This is a genomic window from Jeotgalicoccus sp. S0W5, from assembly GCF_011634875.1.
Lineage (GTDB): Bacteria > Bacillota > Bacilli > Staphylococcales > Salinicoccaceae > Jeotgalicoccus > Jeotgalicoccus marinus.
Genome location: NZ_SIRQ01000002.1, coordinates 106,844 through 124,166, shown reverse-complemented (window position 1 = coordinate 124,166; position 17,323 = coordinate 106,844). Strand labels below are relative to the sequence as shown.

Here is a 17,323-nt window from a genome sequence, read left to right as displayed (position 1 = left end):
CGTTACGTCTATTTTATTACACATTTATTATATTTGTTCTAGAGCTTGATTTAAGTCGGCTTTGATATCTTCTACGTTCTCAAGACCTACTGATAATCTTAAGAGGTTTTCAGGAGAAATGGTTAATTCTTTTTCAACAGACGCACGGTGCTCAATGTAAGAATGCGTACTGCCTAAACTTGTTGCTTGAACAATCATTTCTACACTATTCGCAACCTTCAGAGCGTCATCTGCCCCACCTTCAACTTCAAACGATAAGAGCCCGCCGAAGCCGGACATCTGTCCCTTAGCGATATCATGACTTGGATGATTATTTAGTCCAGGATAATGAACAGCTTTAACCTTGTTGTGAGATTCTAAAAATAGGGCCACATCCAAGGCATTTTTAGCATGTGCATGGACTCTTAAAGATAAAGTTTCTATACCACGAAGTGCCAACCAGCATTCAAATGGAGATGGTACCCCACCTTTATTGGCTTGATGGAGTCTCATATTCTCTAACATTTCACTGCTTTCTTTCGCAATAACTGCACCTAGGAGCACATCACTATGACCACCAATGTATTTTGTAACAGAATGCAGTGAAAAATCTGCACCTAAGTCAAGTGGTTGTTGGAAAACAGGTGAAGCGGTCGTATTATCCACTACGGTAATCGCACCAACACCCTGAGCTAAGGATACGACTTTTTTAATATCAGTGATATTTATTTGTGGATTAGACGGTGATTCAATCCATACTATACCTGTTGGTTTCTCATTGATTGCGGTTTTAAGTGCTTCGCCATCAGTCATATCGATAGTAACTATGTCGAAACGCTGTCCAATATCCGTCTTTTCTATTAATAATTTAACACCGAAATACATCTCGTTAGGTAAGACGATTCTTTTAGGATACTTTTTCGGTAAAGATTCAATGACTGCGGTTATTGCTGCCATACCCGAAGAGAATGCGATTGCATCATAACCGTTTTCTAAGGCGGTCAGACATTCTTCAAGGAATCTTCTATTTGGATTTTTACTGCGGCTATACATTGTCTCATTAATATATCCACCATCACCTTGTCTTTCGTAGGTCGAAGATAGGTGTATAGGTGCTGTTACAGCACCAGTATTTGGGTCAACACTACGACCAACATGTATTGCTTTTGTTTCAAAGTGCATGCTATCCCCTCATTTCTTTAGATGAAATCATTCTACACTTTATTATCTGAATAATCACTAAAAGCAGACAAAAAAGAGACTCCAGATCATCTGGAGTCTCTTTGGTTATATAATGGTAATCTTACCACCAGTTGTTTGCATTACGGAATTGGATAGCGTTATCGATTGAACCATAACGTCTTTCAGCGTAGTCAAGCATACCTGCAGTTTGATCTGCTACTGAACCAGTTCCCCAAGATTCTTTAGTTTGACCAAGACCTTGGTAGCCGTTTGGACTTACTGCGTTCGGGTTACCACTTGATTCTGGAAGAACAATGTTATTCCACATAGCTTCAGTACCACCTGCAGCTAAGAATTGTGATTTAGTTGAACCATTTGAAGATGAAGTAGATTGAGTTGGAGCAGGAGCTGCTGGCTCAGATACTTGTTGTTGTGTTTCTTGAACTTCAACTTCTTCTACAGCAGGTGCTGCTTGTTGGTTTTGTGTGTTGTAGTTAGTGTTGTTTGTTTGTTCAACTTCTTGAACTTCTTCTACTTTAGGTGCTTCTACAGTTTCGTTAGTGTAGTTAGTCGCTGTAGCGTTACCGTTAGCACTGTATGCCCAAGAGTAGTTCGTTCCATCTGAAGTAAAGTCATAGTTCACATTGTTTAATGTGAAGTTGTAGTCATATGCACCTTCATGGATTGGAGCTGCATTTAATTCAGCTGGGTTATTTTGAACTGTTTGTGCAAGGTCTTCTTTATTGATTGATGATGCATCTACGTCTTGATCTGCTACTACGCCTGTTACGCCTAAACCTAAAGCTAATGATGTTGCTAATATTGTTTTCTTCATTTGTTTTCTTCCTCCAAAAAAATAATTTTAAAATTTCAATGCCTATTCTTTAACTGTCGTTCTGTCGACATGCACTGTATTTTTTACTGTCTCTCTAGGACAGTTACTAATGTATCACATAAATTGATTACGTATGTTACAACGCAATAATAATGCAATTACAGTTAGAGACAGCTTTGTAACATTGAAATATTCCTGTATTATTTCAGACTATTGACATTAGGATGTCAAAAATTTGGGAAAGAATTTCTGCCTACTATCCTTCAAAACGACTCATCTTATTGATTTTTTCTTCATATGCAGGGAATTTATCTTTTAGCCACATGGTAAGTAAAATGATGAGATAAAGTCCAATTGAAATTACGGCTAACAATGTTATTACAGTTGAAAACTCTACGTTAAATGATTGATTAAAGATGGCATCTTTGAAACCAGAGACGATATAAGCCATCGGTAAAATGTTAAATAGTGATTGGTAGAAATTGTTGGCCGTTTCTATAGGGAAAGTACCACCAGCAGATGACAATTGTACAATTAAGAGAACAATACCAAGGAACTTACCAAAGTTCCCGAATATATTAACCAGCGTTGCAATCATAATAATGGAAACAAGTGACCACATGATCATTGCAAGGTAAAATCTCCAATGGCTATGAATATCGATTTGCATTCCCCAGACTACTGCCGCATATAAGAAACTTGAAATGACAACAGAATGTGTAATGAACAATAGACCACGGCTAATCCAACGTGAAAAGACGGAATGCTCTTTATCGAAAACCTTATTCATAGGATAGACTACGTTTAAAGTTATTGCACCTATAAATAGACTGACTGCAATAATGAGTGGTGCAAATCCTTGAGCATAGTTGTCTGTTTCCACTGTTGTTTCCGATGTGAATTCGATTGGGTGAGTGATCGCATCTGCACCTTCTGAAGTAAAGGTTAGACCTGACTCATCCATCTGATTTTGTAGCGTTTGGAATTGACTTTGTATTTCTTGTAAGCCACCTGATAGTTGCTCTGATCCTGCTTTTAATTCATCGACACCCGTAGTCATTTGGTTGATGCCATTATTTAATTCACCTGCGCCACTTTCTAGCTGACTTTGTGCATCAGTAATTGGTGCACTATAGTTTCCAAGTAATGGAGCTACTTGATTGAGTTGACTAGAGAATTGTTGTTCACCTGTATATAGGCTATTTGCCCCGTCTTGTAGTTGTGTTGACGATCCTTGAAGTTGGGCGATACCTTGATCGAGTGTAACTGCCCCATCGGTAAGATCATTGATGGCTTGTTCTGCTTCTGTGCTTTTTTCTGATACTTGAGCAATCTCATCTATTAAGGTAGACGTGTAAGTACCAGTAATTTCTTTTTGGATGTTGTTTTCTAATTCTGCCCCTGCTTGTTGTGCCATAATAGAACCAATAAAGTTATAACCAGGATTGGTATGAAGTGTTAAATTCACTTTCTGAGGTTCATCACTTAAAAGAGATGAAGCATTTGATGAAGCATCTGAAGGAATGACTAAATAACCATAAGCTTCCCCACTTTGTACAGCTTTTTTTGCTTCATTTAAGTTCGTGAATTTCCAATCGAATTGGTTGTTATTAGAGAGCTCCGTTTCGATATTACTTCCTATATTTATATCATCTGTCCCGTCATCCTCATTGACAATATGAAAGGCAAGGTCTCCTGTCCGGTCATACGGATTCCACATCGCCCCGAGAAAAGTGACTGAGTAAATAACAGGGAATAAAGAAATGAAAAATAGCGTTGCGATTAATAAAGGTTTTTTGAGTATAAATTTAAAATCCTGAAACATTAAATCATCCTTAATTATTTTATGTTAAACTTATCGTACACTGTGTACAATAAATCATTATATGAGTGTCAAAATATTATTCAATAGACGATATTCATTTATGTGTGAGATAACCGACACTTTACCTAGAAAGGTTGATTAAAATTGAAAAAAGATTTAAGAGTTCAAAAGACCTTACGTGCGATAGATCAAGCTATGGTAGAGCTTTTAAAAGAGAAAAGTTTTGAAAATATAACAATACAAGATATCAGTCAAACTGCAATGATTAACCGAGGAACATTTTATACGTATTATAAAGATAAATATGAAGTGATTGAAAGTTACCAGGCGAAGATGATTGATGATATAGACCATCTACTTTATAAAAATATAAGTGGTAACAATCTTAGAGAATTAAGTGATCAACAACTTCAAGACACAATTAAAGGATTTTTTACTTATTTGAAGGATAATAGAGAAAGGGTGCTTGTCATTGCTGCAGGGATAGGAACAAGTGCACTTTCAGAGTATTTTTCACGACATATGTTTGAATTCTATAAAGCCAAAAGTCAGGAGTTTGGTGTAGAATTTAATAGTGAAGTGGATGAGGACTACTTAATCACCTATATTATCCATGCACATATGGGACTATTATTAAAATGGTTAACAGAAGGTTGTGAAGTGCCTGTATTTAAGATGGCGGACTTTATTGAACAATTTACAGTAAAAGGTGCATTCAAAGCAATTGGAATTTAACATGATTTGTGAGATTTTATGCATATTCTGATTTACATCAGGGAATACGGTAAGTGATACCTTGAATTATTTGTTATATTAAAGATAAGTATTTAGGGAGGTGTACGTATGTATAAAAATATTTTACTACCATATGATTTTGGAAACTCTTTTGACAACGTGCCAAAGGAATTAGACAAGTTAACTAGTGACGATGAGAAGTCAATAATCACTATCTTTAATATCATTACAGAAAATGAAATGTCCAGTGATGTGAAGTTTAATGGCAAACGCTTTAATGAAATTGTTGAAGAAAAAACAGAACAACTTAAACCATTTACTGATGAATTGGACAAGTTGAATTTAAACTATGAGATCCGTTTTGAAGTTGGTCGTGTTATTCCTCAATTGCTAAAGGAAATTAATGCCCATGACTACGATATGATAGTGATGAGTAATAAACGATCTAAAAGAGATATCAAGCATGTTCTTGGCCATGTGACACACAAAATTGCAAAAAGAGTCAACACACCTGTGATGATCGTCAAATAAGTAAAAGAGAGGATAGTAAATATGTATAAAAAAATATTAGTACCTTTTGACTTTGGAAACTCTTTTGTTAATGTTCCTGAGCAACTTCAAAAATTATCTGGTTCGAGTAAAGAAGCTAAGATTACAGTGTTTAACGTAATTGCAGAAAATGAGATGGCTGATAATGTAAAGTTTCACGGGAAACATTTTGATGAAATTGCTAAGGAGAAAGAAGCAGACATTCAATATTTCAAGGATGAGCTGGATAAGTATGATTTAAATTACGAAATTAAATTTTCAACAGGTAGAGTACTCCAAGAACTAAAGAAAGAAATTGAGAATGGAGATTACGAAATCGTTGTAATGAGCAACAAGAGATCAAGAATGCAAATTAAACATGTACTTGGTCATGTGACGCATAAGGTAGCGAAACGCGCGAATATTCCGGTCATTATTGTTAAATAATAGAATGTGAAAATATGCCGGGAAACCGGTATATTTTATTTAATTCAAAAAGTAGAGAGCTGGTTAACTATGACAAATTCTAAAGATGTAATATTAATCGGAGCAGGCATTATGAGTGCGACCCTAGGAACGTTTTTAAAAAATCTAGAAGGTGAGTGGAATTTAAAAATGTTCGAGCGACAAAATGCACCTGCTTTAGAAAGTTCTAATGAGCTTAATAATGCAGGTACAGGGCATGCTGCCTTATGCGAATTAAATTATACAGTAGAACAAAAAGATGGCAGCATTGACGTTGAAAAGGCAAAAGAAATTAACGAGCAATTTGAAATTTCTAAGCAGTTTTGGTCTTATCTCGTAAAAAATAAGGCGCTGGATGAACCTGAGTCTTTCATTCGTCCGCTCCCACATATCAGCTTTGTACAGGGAAAAGAGAACGTTAATTTTCTAAAAAATAGATATGAAGCTTTAAAATCACTACCAATGTTTGAGGGATTGACCTATACGGAGAGCCATGAGGAAATCGGCCAATGGATTCCACTGATGATTAACGGCCGTGACAAGGCTGAAAGTATAGCGGCAAGTAAAGTGGATTATGGTACAGATGTGAATTTTGGTGAATTAACAAGGAAGCTTGTAACGAATCTACAAACGCAGCCAAATACAGCGGTTAGCTTCAATCATGAAGTTGATGGTTTTCGTCGTTTAGATAATGGGAAATGGGAAGTCAAAGTGACGAATTTAGAAACTGGAGCGACGGAGTTTCATTCTGCTGATTACATCTTCATTGGTGCAGGTGGGCATGCGATACCGCTTCTACAAAAGACGGGCATCCCTGAAAGCCGCAATATTGGAGGTTTCCCAATTAGTGGTGCATTTTTAGTGTGTAATAATCCTGATATTGTGAGTCAACATGGAGCCAAAGTGTACGGTAAGGAGCCAAAAGGTAAGCCGCCAATGACGGTACCTCACCTGGATAGACGTTATATTGATGGTAAAGAAAGCTTGTTATTTGGACCATTTGCAGCAATCGGTCCTAAGCTTTTAAAATATGGCTCTAACACGGATTTATTTAAATCAGTGAATCGCTTTAACTTGCTGACTATGATGTCGGCAGGATTGAAGAATATTCCACTTGTACAGTACTCAATCGAACAAGTACTCATGAAGAAAGAGAATAGAATGGAAGAATTGAGACGTTTCGTACCTGATGCGAAGGATGAGGACTGGGATCTGCATATCGCAGGTAAACGGGTCCAAGTCATTAAAGATACGAATGAATATGGGCGTGGTTATATACAATTTGGTACTGAAGTTGTAAACTCACAAGATCACAGCGTGATTGCCCTACTTGGAGAATCTCCAGGCGCTTCCGTATCGGTACATGTTGCCTTAGATATTATCGACAAAAATTTCCCGGCTTATAAAGAAAAATGGTTAGATAAATTAACAGAAATGATACCATCTTATGGTCAGTCTCTAATCAGTGATTCAACCCTGTTAAAAGAAATTAGGAATAATAACGATAAAATACTCAAACTAAATTAAGAACTGATGGAGGATTCCTCCATCAGTTTTTTTCTTCGCATATGATATTTAGTAAGTCTTCTAAAGCGGATTTTTCTGAACCTGACAAGTGAGCGAATGCTTCACTTATATCTTTTGTATATACTGGGTGAATTTCGTTGAATACTGATTTACCCTCGTCGGTCAAAATCGCCTTACAAAAGCGCTTATTATCAGCCTGTATTTCTCTACGAACTAAACCTTTTTTCTCTAATTTATTTACAATATACGTAATGCTACCACTGGGTATCATCAATTTTTCACTTAAGGTTTGTATGTAATGTGGCCCATGCTCAAATAGGCATTCTATTACGAGTAAATTTTCAAATGTGAGTCCTTGATTCTTAATATGAGTTCTTGCTTTATCATTTAGTATTTTTGAAGCGGTCATCAATGACTTATATAAATGTAAATCTCTCTCTTGAACTGACATAAGACATCCTCCTCTTTTTAAATAGATAAAGCCCTCATCTCGTAAGAGATGAAGGCGGCTTAAAATTCTATGAGTGGCCGTTTAAAAGGTTTTTAACTTTTTCAACATTTAATTTAGCAGGTGTTACATCTATACCGTCTTCATTTTGAATCGTTATTGAAGTGATATTAGAAGAAACCTGACCACGAATTTCTTTAAGATACTCTTGTCTTAATTCAGCACGTTCTTCAATTTCTGCCTCTGTTAAACCTACTGTACGGTTCTTTTGAGCAAGCTCATTAATGCGTGTCAAACTAGAAATCATGCGTATTTCTCCTTCCTTCTTTTAATATCCTATTACTAGGCTATATAAATCCTAACATTAGGATGTTATATTGTCAATACTGAACATAATTAGATAGTATTTTCTGACTATTCAATATATAATTTATATATTCAACTAAAAGGGGGTTACATATAATGCAAAATTTCAAATGGTTTTTGGTAATACTTGTTGTCATATTACTTGGAGCTTGTACCAATGATAGTGAGGTCGATGTTGAGGGAGAAGAAAGTTCTACTTCAGAAAAGACAGGGGATGTGGTTGTAGGATTTGACCAAGACTTGTCGACGATTGATCCTCATGGTACGAATGATGTCATTGGAATCCAAGTAAGGCGTCACCTCTTTCAGACCTTAGTTGCAAGAAATCCTGATATGAGTCATAAAGCAGGTCTTGCTAGTGAATGGTCACAGGTGGATGAAACGACATGGAATTTTAAATTAGTAGAAGACGTGACATTTCACAATGGATCAGCGTTTACTGCAGAAGATGTTAAAGCATCTTTAGAGCGTGTTGTTGACCCGAGTGTCGGTGCACCGACACAATTCTTGTTTGAAATGATTGAAGAGATTGAAATTGTTAACGATCATGAACTTAATATTATTACGAGATATCCATTTGCTCCACTGCCTGATAACTTAGCACATACTGCTGGTAGTATTATGAGTAAAGAAAGTATCGATGCCGATTATGAACAAGCTTTAGAACAGGCAGGCTCAGATGTAAACTTGGATGAATATTATGAGCTAAGAGATGAAGGTGGAGATGACTTTACGGCCCTATCTGATGAGATATCAGCCTTTACAAGCGAGCATATTTCAGCAAATCCAGATGGTACGAACTATGTGAAATTTAAAGCAAGGGCACCTGGACAAAACATAGAACTCGAACGCTTTGATGACTTTGCCGGTGATAGTTTAATTGATAACCTCACCTTCGTTATTATCCCAGAATCTGGTTCGATGATGGCTGAGTTAGAGTCAGGTGGCATTAATATCACAACACCTGTTGATATGGCCATGTTTGATCGTATTAACAATAGTGCGAACACTGAATTAGTTGAATCTGATTCACTTAGAACAAATTACCTAGGGTTTAACACAGAAAGTGAGCCATTTAATGATGTAAAAGTGAGGCAAGCAATATCCAGTGCCATCGACAGAGAAGCAATTAAAAGTGGTATATACGATGGTAAGGCAGAAATACCAAATAGTTTATTGTCGAAAAGTGCATTTGGGAATTCAGAAGCGTTACCTGAATTAAGCCAAGATATGGACTTAGCCAAACAGGCTCTAAGTGAATCAGCTTACCCTGAGGGTTTTAATGCTACAATTTGGGTTAATGATAGTCAGGACCTCGTGGATACAGCAGTGTATATTCAAGAGCAGCTTAGAGAATTAAACATCAATATTGAAGTTGAGCAATATGAGATGGCTACATTTTTAGAACGATTAGGTAATGGTCAGCACGATATGTTTTTACTAAGTTTTACAGCATCGACAGGTGACGCAGACTATCTTTTATCCTCATTGACCTTGGGTAGTAATGAAGGATTTGGAGGAAACCGTGCATTTTACAAGAATGATGAAGTGGATGCTGGTTTAGAAGCAGCAAGAAGTGCGACAGATGATGAAACGCGTGTGACAGAGTATGAAAATCTTCATAGTATTTTAATGGAAGAATTACCTTATGTACCGCTGGTACACCCTAATATGACGCTCGCTTATAACACAGATCAATTGGAAGGTGTAGAACTTGATGCAGCAGGATATATTCGTTTAGAAAATGCAACATTTAAATAAGGAAAAGGGTGAGATTTTAAAATCTCACCCTCTTTTATTGCTTTATATAACGCTTTAAATGTTTAGCCGTTACAGATTCTTCGACATTAAGAAGGTCTTTAGGTCGGCCGCTAAATAAGATTTTTCCGCCTTCTATACCGGCACCTGGCCCCATATCGACAATCCAGTCGGCATGGGTCATCATCGTGAGGTTGTGCTCTATGATCAGCACTGTATTTCCTCTATCGATGAGTTGATTAAAGCAATTTAAGAGTGTTGGAATATCTTCTTCATGTAAACCTGTTGTAGGCTCATCAAAGATATAAGTTTCCTCAGTATTATCTGCATCAAGATATTTAGAAAGTTTTACTCTTTGAATTTCTCCACCGGATAAAGTATCTAAGGATTGTCCGAGTGTCATATACTGTAGTCCGGTAGCTTGTAAACGAGTCAAACGATTTATAACGCTAGCGTTATTTTTAAAAATGTTGAGTGCTTCTTCTACAGTCAATGCCAGAATATCTGCTATAGAATAGCCTTTCACCTTAGCTTCAAGCACTTCTTTTTTATAACGGGTACCGTTACAAACCTCACATACTTGAGAGAAATCTGGCATAAAGGCAAGTTCAGTTTTGATTATGCCTTTCCCTTTACAATTTGGACATGCACCTTTGGAATTATAAGAAAACATGCTCTTAGAAAGTCCGGTTTCCTTGGCGAATATTGTACGTACTTCATCAAATATATCCATGTAGGTTAATAAGTTTGAACGATTTGATGCATGCACTGCTTGCTGGTCGATAATGATAGCATCTGAATGTTTGAACCCTTCTCTAAGTAAGGTACTTTTACCCGAACCAGCGACACCTGTAAAAATAGTCAGAGCATTTTTAGGTAGCGATACACTGACGTTATTTAGATTGTTCTTGCTAATGTTTTTCAATTTGATAAATTTCTTACCAATCTTGTGATTATCTTTTAAATTATGATCGTGTGTTAATGCTCTAGCAGTTGGGGTATTTGCACTTAAAATATCTTGATATTTCCCTGTAAATATTATTTCGCCACCGTGTTGACCAGCGCCTGGACCCATATCGATGATTTGATCTGCGATTTTGATTACGTCAGGATCATGTTCTACAACGAGAACAGTATTGCCCTTATCTCTAATATCTAACATGATGTCATTAATCTTTTGTATATCTTCAGGGTGAAGCCCTACACTCGGCTCATCGATTATATAAACGAGATCAGTTAATGGACTATTCAAATGGCGAATCAATTTAATGCGCTGTGATTCACCGCCGGATAAAGTCGGCGTTTCCCGGTCTAAAGTTAAATAGTTGAGTCCTACATGTTTCAATACTTCAAGTTGTTTGATTAGAGGTTCAATGATGACTTGTTCCTTCTCATTTTTTAGTTTTCTTAAAAAAGGAACAGTATCTTCAATCGGTAAGGCTGTAAAGTCTGCGATATCAAGTCCATTTATTTTTGAACTTAATACTTTCTCATTTAGTCTTTTACCGTGACAATCTGGGCATTCACGACTCGTCACAACTCTTTCAACATCTTCTAAAAAACGATTTTTCTCAAAATTATCATTGAGTAAGAAAGAACGTCTAAAGCGATGAATCAACCCTTCAAATTCTGCTGTTCTTGGCCAATTATCTGGGGGATTTTTAAGCTTTTTCGGCTTGGTATATAAAAATGTATTCATTTCATCTTCTGTATAGTCTCTCAGTTTTTTGTCGTTATCAAATAGACCACTATACAAGTAGCGCTTCCCTCTCCAGCTATCTGGACGGAAAGAAGGAAATTTAATTGCATCTTCATTTAGCGATTTATCGTAATCTAGAAGCTCGTTTAAATCAATATCCTCTACATAACCTAGACCTTGGCATCGTTGGCACATACCTGAGGGATTATTAAAGGAATACACATTGGAGTATCCAACAAAAGGTTGACCAACTCTTGACCAAAGTAATCTAACTGATGAGTATATATCTGAAATGGTGCCCACTGTTGACCTTGAATTCCCTCCTAACCTTTTTTGGTTGATTACCATAGCGACTGGAAGATTATCAATTCGATCTACATCTGGTTTTTCATATTTAGTCAATTGGTTTTGAATATATGCTGAGTAAGTTTCGTTCAACAGACGTTCTGATTCTGCCGCAAGTGTGCTAAAAACAAGTGATGATTTTCCAGAACCTGACCGACCTGTGAAAACAGTTAATTTATGTTTAGGAATATCGACGCTAACATTTTTTAGATTATTTTGTTGTGCGCCAATTATACGTATTGAAGACAAAGCAATCACCTCATCTACTGTTTACCCGAAATTGTATATTTGATACAAAAAGTGACATAAATTTGACGAAATGTTAAAGAAAATGTGTATTATGTCTTCATTTGGGGAAACTTGTAAATTGAAGGTAAGAATACTAAGGAGTTGAGCATATGGGTAAGAATACTAAGGAGTTGAGCATATGGGTAAGAAAGGTTTTACTATACTTGGTGTCTCTGTCGGCGCCCTCATTGTTCTGGCAATCGGTGGATACTTTATTTACCAAAATGTTGTGAATACACCTAAGAACACCTACCTTATGTCGGAGTTGGATAGCACTGAGAATATGACAGAAATGTTCGAGGAAAGATTTGAAGACGAACTAGAATGGTATGAGAATTCTATGGATAATCCAACAGAGTCTAGCATGACGCTTACAGCTGAGACCAATGATCCTAACTTAGAAGAAAGTGGTATCTCAGAAATGATTAATAATGCTGAGATTAACATAACTGGGAGTCAAGATATTAACGAAGAGCTCGCAACATTTGGTTTAGATGCAAATGTTGGTGCGTTTACTATTGAAGATGTTGCTGGTTATGTTAGTGGAGAAAAAATGGGTCTTACGCTACCATTTATTGAAGAATACTTAGTTTTACATGAAGAAGATACAGGGACTTTTCTAAATCAATTGGATCCTGAAACGTTCCCTAATGAAGAAAATATTGATTTCTCTACTTTCTTCCAAAGCAATGCATTAACAGAAGAGGAACGTGAGTATTTTGTTGACGAATATTCAAGTTTCCTCCAAGAAAATTTACCAGACGAAGCCTTTGAAGAAGAAAGTGAAGAGATAACAGTTGGTGAAACAACAGTTAATGCAGATAAGCTGACGATGACCTTATCAGAAGAAGAAATGCACACATTCTTAAGAGAACTTTTAACTAAGATGTCTGAAGATGAGAGATTAATAGAATTAATCGAAGCACAGATGACTCAAGCAAATATGAGTATGCCTGCAGGTGAAGAGATTGAAACAGATCCAAGTCAGCAACTAAAAGATGCTGCTGAAAATGTTGAAGATATCGGATTCCCAAATGGTATGACATCAGTAATTTGGACTGATGATGAAGATAATATTGTACAACGTGATTTAGATGTATCTGTAACGATAGATGAGCAAACGGAAGATCTTGAATTGGATTCAACACATGAAGTGCGTGAAGATGGAAATCTAATCAATGTTTCACTGGGCACTGCTGAAGAGAAAGTTAACTTTATTTTTGATTTAAACGAAGTAGATTCAGGTTATGAGGATGTAATGACGGTAAATGTTGAGGATGAAGACATTCTAGTCCTAAACTCAACGAAAAGTGAAGAAGAAGATAATGAGATTTGGAATCTTGAGGCAACAGTAAATAACTTCAGCCCGGAGCAAAGTGAGCCATTTAATATCTATATGGAGTCATCAACAAACTATGAAGATGATCAGGCATCGGGTGATATTCAACTATATGCAGACGATGGTACAAATATTACTAGAGACACTGCAGTTCTTAATATTGCACATGAAAGTCAGTCTGTTAATGAAGTCGAGATTCCTTCATCAGACAATGAAACAGATATTGGTAAGATGAACCAAGAAGAGCTTGAAACCTACTTTACTGAAGAAGTGGGACCTAAATTAGAATCATGGCTTAGTGAAAACTTCGGTACAGGTGCCGGTGTTCAATAATATAAATAATAGGAAGGGTGCGGTAGCAATGAAAAAAATGAGACATATCCTCGTATTCATTGCTAACGACCTTCATAGATTTAAGAGGAAGTGGCTATCACTTTCTCTTATTTTACTTGCTCCAATTCTATTTACGGCTCTACTAATCTGGATATTAGGTAATGTTTTATCAGTAGAAGACGAACAAGAAATTAATATTGGTTTAGTGAATATGGATGAAAATGAAACGACTGACATGCTCGTCAATACTTTAGCAGATACAGCTGATTTTACAGACGGTATAGAGATGGAGCGACTAGATATAGATGAGGCGAATGCTTTAATTGATAATAACGAGCTGTCTGCATTTATTGTGTTTCCAGAAAATTTTGCAGAAAATATGATGGAGGGGCAAACAAGTCAGCTAGAAGTGACTGGGAATCCAGATCGTAAACTTGAAAGTTATATGATTAGAAGTGTAGTGGACACCCTCATTCGACATCTTAGAAATTCCCAATCCAATGTACTTACAGTGAATCACTATGCAAAATCATTTGATATGTCAGATGAACAAAGAGAGGATTTGATCTTTCAAGAATTTGTGAGCCAGTTTGTGCAGGTTATTTCTTCAGACACCTTAGTTGATGAAGAAGAAGTATCACAGAACTTTAGTTTAGGTATATCTTACTTCTTATTAAATGGCATGTTTATTTTATTAACTATTTGGCTGTATTTACTGTACCTGATGTTAATGAAAGATAAAAACCCAGGACTCAGTGAAAGAATGAAACTACTAGGTGTAGGACATCTGGCACAAGGAATCTCAAGAATAACTGCTCTGATGCTAATTATGATTCTACCTTCTGTACTTATTTTGATGACGGCTCTTTATTTAATCGGAAATGCATTAGTCATAGAAAATTTAATGAGAATTGGCATTCTAATTGTCATACATCTATTAATAACGGTTATCTTGCTCCTTATTGTCGATTGGTTGTCTAAGAGCTATAAACTAACGATGATATTACAATTAATGATGCTTTCACTCATTATTGTTTTTTCAGGAGCGATTATACCCAGAATTTACTTCCCTTTATATTTCGACTGGATCTTTGACGTAACGTATTCATATCAGGCACTGAATTGGCTTCAGGAAATTGTATTAAACGAACGATTTACGATGGAAATTAATATCATGTTATTCAGCTTGTGTACACTATTGGTGATGATGCTTATCATTGGTTTATTAAAGGAGCGTAGAGTCTCATGATGGATATGATTAAATCGAGATGGATCCTCTTGAAACGGCACCGCTTGAAGCTCATTTTTTGGTTGTTTATACCGTTATTTGTAACGGTAGGTGCAGTCTACGTGACTTCTAATGTATCAGAAGGTTTTAGAGTGCCAGTAGCTGTAGTTGATGAAGCTGACGTTGAAGAAACTGATAGGATAATCAAAGGGTTAGAAGAGAGTAATTATATTAGAATAGACCAGTTTGAAAACAGTGAAAAAGATGATGCTTTAAGAGTTTTAGAACAGTATCAATATGACAGTGTCTTGGTGTTTGGTGAAGATTTTGAGGATAAAATTTTGTCAGGTGAGCGGCGTAATATGGTTGAAACATACTATACAGATCGTTCTTTTGCATACAGTACGGTTAAGGAGTTACTTGCCTCGTTAATACAAGAATCCTTAAATAGTCAAAGAATCACTGAGCAAATACAAGACCTAGAAATGGAATTGTTTAATGAAACCACAATAGAATCAGAAACTATACTTGAAACAAAAAATCAAATTGATATGGACTCTAACCTAGTCAGCCAAAACTTCACTTTTAAGGGTAAGGAGACCATGGAACAAAATGATAGCACAATCGATCCTTGGTTAATCTGGGCATATGTATCTCTTTTAACAACGGTATTCATTTTTGAATTTGTTACACGTGAAACAAGGAGCGAGACAAAACAACGTTTTTTATATCTAAACTATTCGTTTAAGGCATTTATGATTACCTCATTTTTAGCTATGCTGATAGTAATGTACATGATTGATCTAGTCACATTACTTATTATTAAGGCAATGTTTGATCAGAGTGTTAGTATAGTTAGCCTACTCATCTACAGAGCTATAGTGAATATTATTGTATTTATTGTTGCATTCTACTCTAGAAGTAAATTATCACTATATAGAAATGGGCTAGGTTTGATTGGTGTCTTATTAGGACTTCATATCATTATGCCATTCTTAAATGGAATATCGAACTTTCACCCTGTTATCGCACTAGTTGAGAATAATAACAACTTCGTGATGCTGTTTGTAACCATCTTAGTATTAACTGTTTGTTTAGGGAGGAATCGCAATGCTAGAAGTTAAGTCTTTGTCTAAAAGCTATGGTAAGAAAAAGGTGCTCGAGAACTTTAATCTTTCTGCATCTAAGGGAGAAGTCATTGGGCTCGTCGGCGAAAATGGAGCAGGCAAGTCCACCTTGTTAAAAATACTTGCGACACTGCTAAAAGAAGATAGCGGGCAAGTGCTTTTGAATGACCGAGATTATAAAAAGCACTACCGGTCACTCAGGCAGTACATTGCATATGTTCCACAAGAACTCGCACTATGGGAAGACCTAACGGTTATGGAGAATATGAAGTTCTTTGAAAACCTATCCAAGACAAGGCGGTCAAAAGAGGAATTAAAATCTATACTTGAAGCAGTTCAGCTTAAGCAAGATGATAAAAGAGTCAATCAGTTATCTGGTGGAATGAAAAGAAAATTAAACCTAGCTGTTAGCCTAATTAATGAACCGAAACTATTACTATTGGATGAGCCAACAGCAGGTATTGATTTGAAATCTCGTATAGAGATTGGAGGTTTCTTAAAGAAATTAGCACAAGAGCAAGAGGTGCTTATAATATATACCTCTCATGACATGAATGAAATTGAACAAATATGTGATAGGGTCGTTATAATTGGTCAGGATGATTTTTACAGAAACCTGTTACATCAATACATCTAGATGCGTTATTTTATAACGCATAGTGTTACAAATAGGTTATTTACTAATCAAGGTCTGTAGGATGCTTATTACACCATCCTGTGAAATATCTTCTATGAGTTTTTCTAATTCAATTTGGTCTAAGGTTGACCCTCTTTCTACCCAAAGTTGGAATACACCAATGATGGCTGACATGTGATACTCAATAATAAATTGAATTTTTTCTGGTTCGTTAATATCCGAACCGTTTAGGTATTCCATTAGTATTTCACGTGTGCGTATTTTTAATTCATGAACAAAGGAGGGATCACCTTCAGGTCCAAGTAAAACGATTATCTTCTCTTGGTTCTCCATGAAATAATCATTGGAATGGCTGAGCGTATCAAAGATTAAGTCTTCCTTCTTCTCTATTCTTTGAATCGGGTAAATAATCATGTCCTTACTCGGCATAATAGACTCTTTAATCTCTTTAAGTACTTCATAAGTATCTTTGAAGTATGCGTAAAATGTTCCACGATTATAGCCTGCACGATTTGTTATTTCTTTGACAGTGATTTTTTCGATGGGTTTATCTTTATAAAGTTCCCAGAATGCTTCAATTAAATTTTCTCTTGTAAGTGATTTTTGTAACAATATAGACACACCTTTTCTTTTCCGACACTGCGGATCATACTGTTGATTGATATAGACATGTTTTTTA

Annotated in this window: 16 protein-coding genes; 9 read left to right on the top strand and 7 right to left on the bottom strand. The window is 36.1% G+C overall.

Annotated elements, in window-relative coordinates; translation table 11 throughout:
- Window positions 1–27 precede the first annotated feature (27 nt).
- The 3 genes from EYB29_RS01410 to EYB29_RS01400 form a co-directional block, all read right to left on the bottom strand.
- Window positions 28–1,161 (bottom strand): trans-sulfuration enzyme family protein, encoded by a 1,134-nt coding sequence (locus tag EYB29_RS01410; RefSeq protein ID WP_166626349.1) that lies wholly within the window; start codon window positions 1,159–1,161, stop codon window positions 28–30.
- A gap of 121 nt (window positions 1,162–1,282) precedes the next feature.
- Entirely contained in the window at window positions 1,283–1,996 is a 714-nt protein-coding gene (locus EYB29_RS01405) for an aggregation-promoting factor C-terminal-like domain-containing protein (protein ID WP_166626348.1), read from the bottom strand.
- Window positions 1,997–2,252: 256 nt separating this feature from the next.
- Entirely contained in the window at window positions 2,253–3,821 is a 1,569-nt protein-coding gene (locus EYB29_RS01400) for a YhgE/Pip domain-containing protein (protein WP_166626347.1), read from the bottom strand.
- A 144-nt stretch (window positions 3,822–3,965) separates the two neighbouring features.
- Between EYB29_RS01400 and EYB29_RS01395 the strand changes: the two genes are divergently transcribed.
- From EYB29_RS01395 to mqo, 4 genes are all read left to right on the top strand, one after another.
- Window positions 3,966–4,556, top strand: coding sequence for a TetR/AcrR family transcriptional regulator (locus EYB29_RS01395; protein ID WP_166626346.1), 591 nt, complete (start codon window positions 3,966–3,968; stop codon window positions 4,554–4,556).
- Between the two features lie 108 nt (window positions 4,557–4,664).
- A complete protein-coding gene (locus EYB29_RS01390; RefSeq protein ID WP_166626345.1) occupies window positions 4,665–5,087 on the top strand; it encodes a universal stress protein in 423 nt (140 codons plus the stop codon).
- Between the two features lie 21 nt (window positions 5,088–5,108).
- Entirely contained in the window at window positions 5,109–5,531 is a 423-nt protein-coding gene (locus tag EYB29_RS01385) for a universal stress protein (protein WP_026865952.1), read from the top strand.
- 69 nt (window positions 5,532–5,600) lie between these two features.
- Entirely contained in the window at window positions 5,601–7,076 is a 1,476-nt protein-coding gene (gene mqo / locus EYB29_RS01380; RefSeq protein WP_166626344.1) for a malate dehydrogenase (quinone), read from the top strand.
- 22 nt (window positions 7,077–7,098) lie between these two features.
- Here the strand turns inward: mqo and EYB29_RS01375 are convergent, their stop codons facing one another.
- Complete coding sequence (locus EYB29_RS01375) at window positions 7,099–7,527, bottom strand: MarR family winged helix-turn-helix transcriptional regulator (protein WP_026865950.1); 429 nt, start codon at window positions 7,525–7,527, stop codon at window positions 7,099–7,101.
- Window positions 7,528–7,594: 67 nt separating this feature from the next.
- Complete coding sequence (locus EYB29_RS01370; protein WP_026865949.1) at window positions 7,595–7,831, bottom strand: DUF896 domain-containing protein; 237 nt, start codon at window positions 7,829–7,831, stop codon at window positions 7,595–7,597.
- A 155-nt stretch (window positions 7,832–7,986) separates the two neighbouring features.
- Here EYB29_RS01370 and EYB29_RS01365 point away from each other — a divergent pair, with 155 nt between their 5' ends.
- Window positions 7,987–9,651, top strand: a complete 1,665-nt coding sequence (locus tag EYB29_RS01365; protein WP_166626343.1) for an ABC transporter substrate-binding protein — start codon at window positions 7,987–7,989, stop codon at window positions 9,649–9,651.
- A 34-nt stretch (window positions 9,652–9,685) separates the two neighbouring features.
- Here the strand turns inward: EYB29_RS01365 and EYB29_RS01360 are convergent, their stop codons facing one another.
- Window positions 9,686–11,941: an ATP-binding cassette domain-containing protein gene (locus tag EYB29_RS01360; RefSeq protein WP_166626342.1), complete on the bottom strand. Its 2,256-nt coding sequence runs from the start codon at window positions 11,939–11,941 to the stop codon at window positions 9,686–9,688.
- A gap of 178 nt (window positions 11,942–12,119) precedes the next feature.
- Here EYB29_RS01360 and EYB29_RS01355 point away from each other — a divergent pair, with 178 nt between their 5' ends.
- From EYB29_RS01355 to EYB29_RS01340, 4 genes are read left to right on the top strand one after another with little or no spacing between them, the layout of a single operon-like run.
- Window positions 12,120–13,652: a DUF6583 family protein gene (locus EYB29_RS01355; protein WP_166626341.1), complete on the top strand. Its 1,533-nt coding sequence runs from the start codon at window positions 12,120–12,122 to the stop codon at window positions 13,650–13,652.
- Between the two features lie 28 nt (window positions 13,653–13,680).
- Window positions 13,681–14,901 carry an ABC transporter permease gene (locus EYB29_RS01350; protein WP_166626340.1) on the top strand — a complete coding sequence of 407 codons (1,221 nt, stop codon included), beginning with the start codon at window positions 13,681–13,683 and terminating at the stop codon, window positions 14,899–14,901.
- A complete protein-coding gene (locus EYB29_RS01345) occupies window positions 14,898–16,004 on the top strand; it encodes an ABC transporter permease (protein WP_166626339.1) in 1,107 nt (368 codons plus the stop codon). Before EYB29_RS01350 ends, EYB29_RS01345 begins: the two co-directional genes overlap by 4 nt.
- Entirely contained in the window at window positions 15,991–16,644 is a 654-nt protein-coding gene (locus EYB29_RS01340) for an ABC transporter ATP-binding protein (RefSeq protein ID WP_026865943.1), read from the top strand. The genes EYB29_RS01345 and EYB29_RS01340 overlap by 14 nt, the downstream gene beginning before the upstream one ends.
- Before the next feature lie 36 nt (window positions 16,645–16,680).
- On the opposite strand, the gene EYB29_RS01335 is transcribed toward EYB29_RS01340, so the two are convergent.
- A complete protein-coding gene (locus EYB29_RS01335) occupies window positions 16,681–17,256 on the bottom strand; it encodes a TetR/AcrR family transcriptional regulator (RefSeq protein WP_166626338.1) in 576 nt (191 codons plus the stop codon).
- Window positions 17,257–17,323 lie beyond the last annotated feature (67 nt).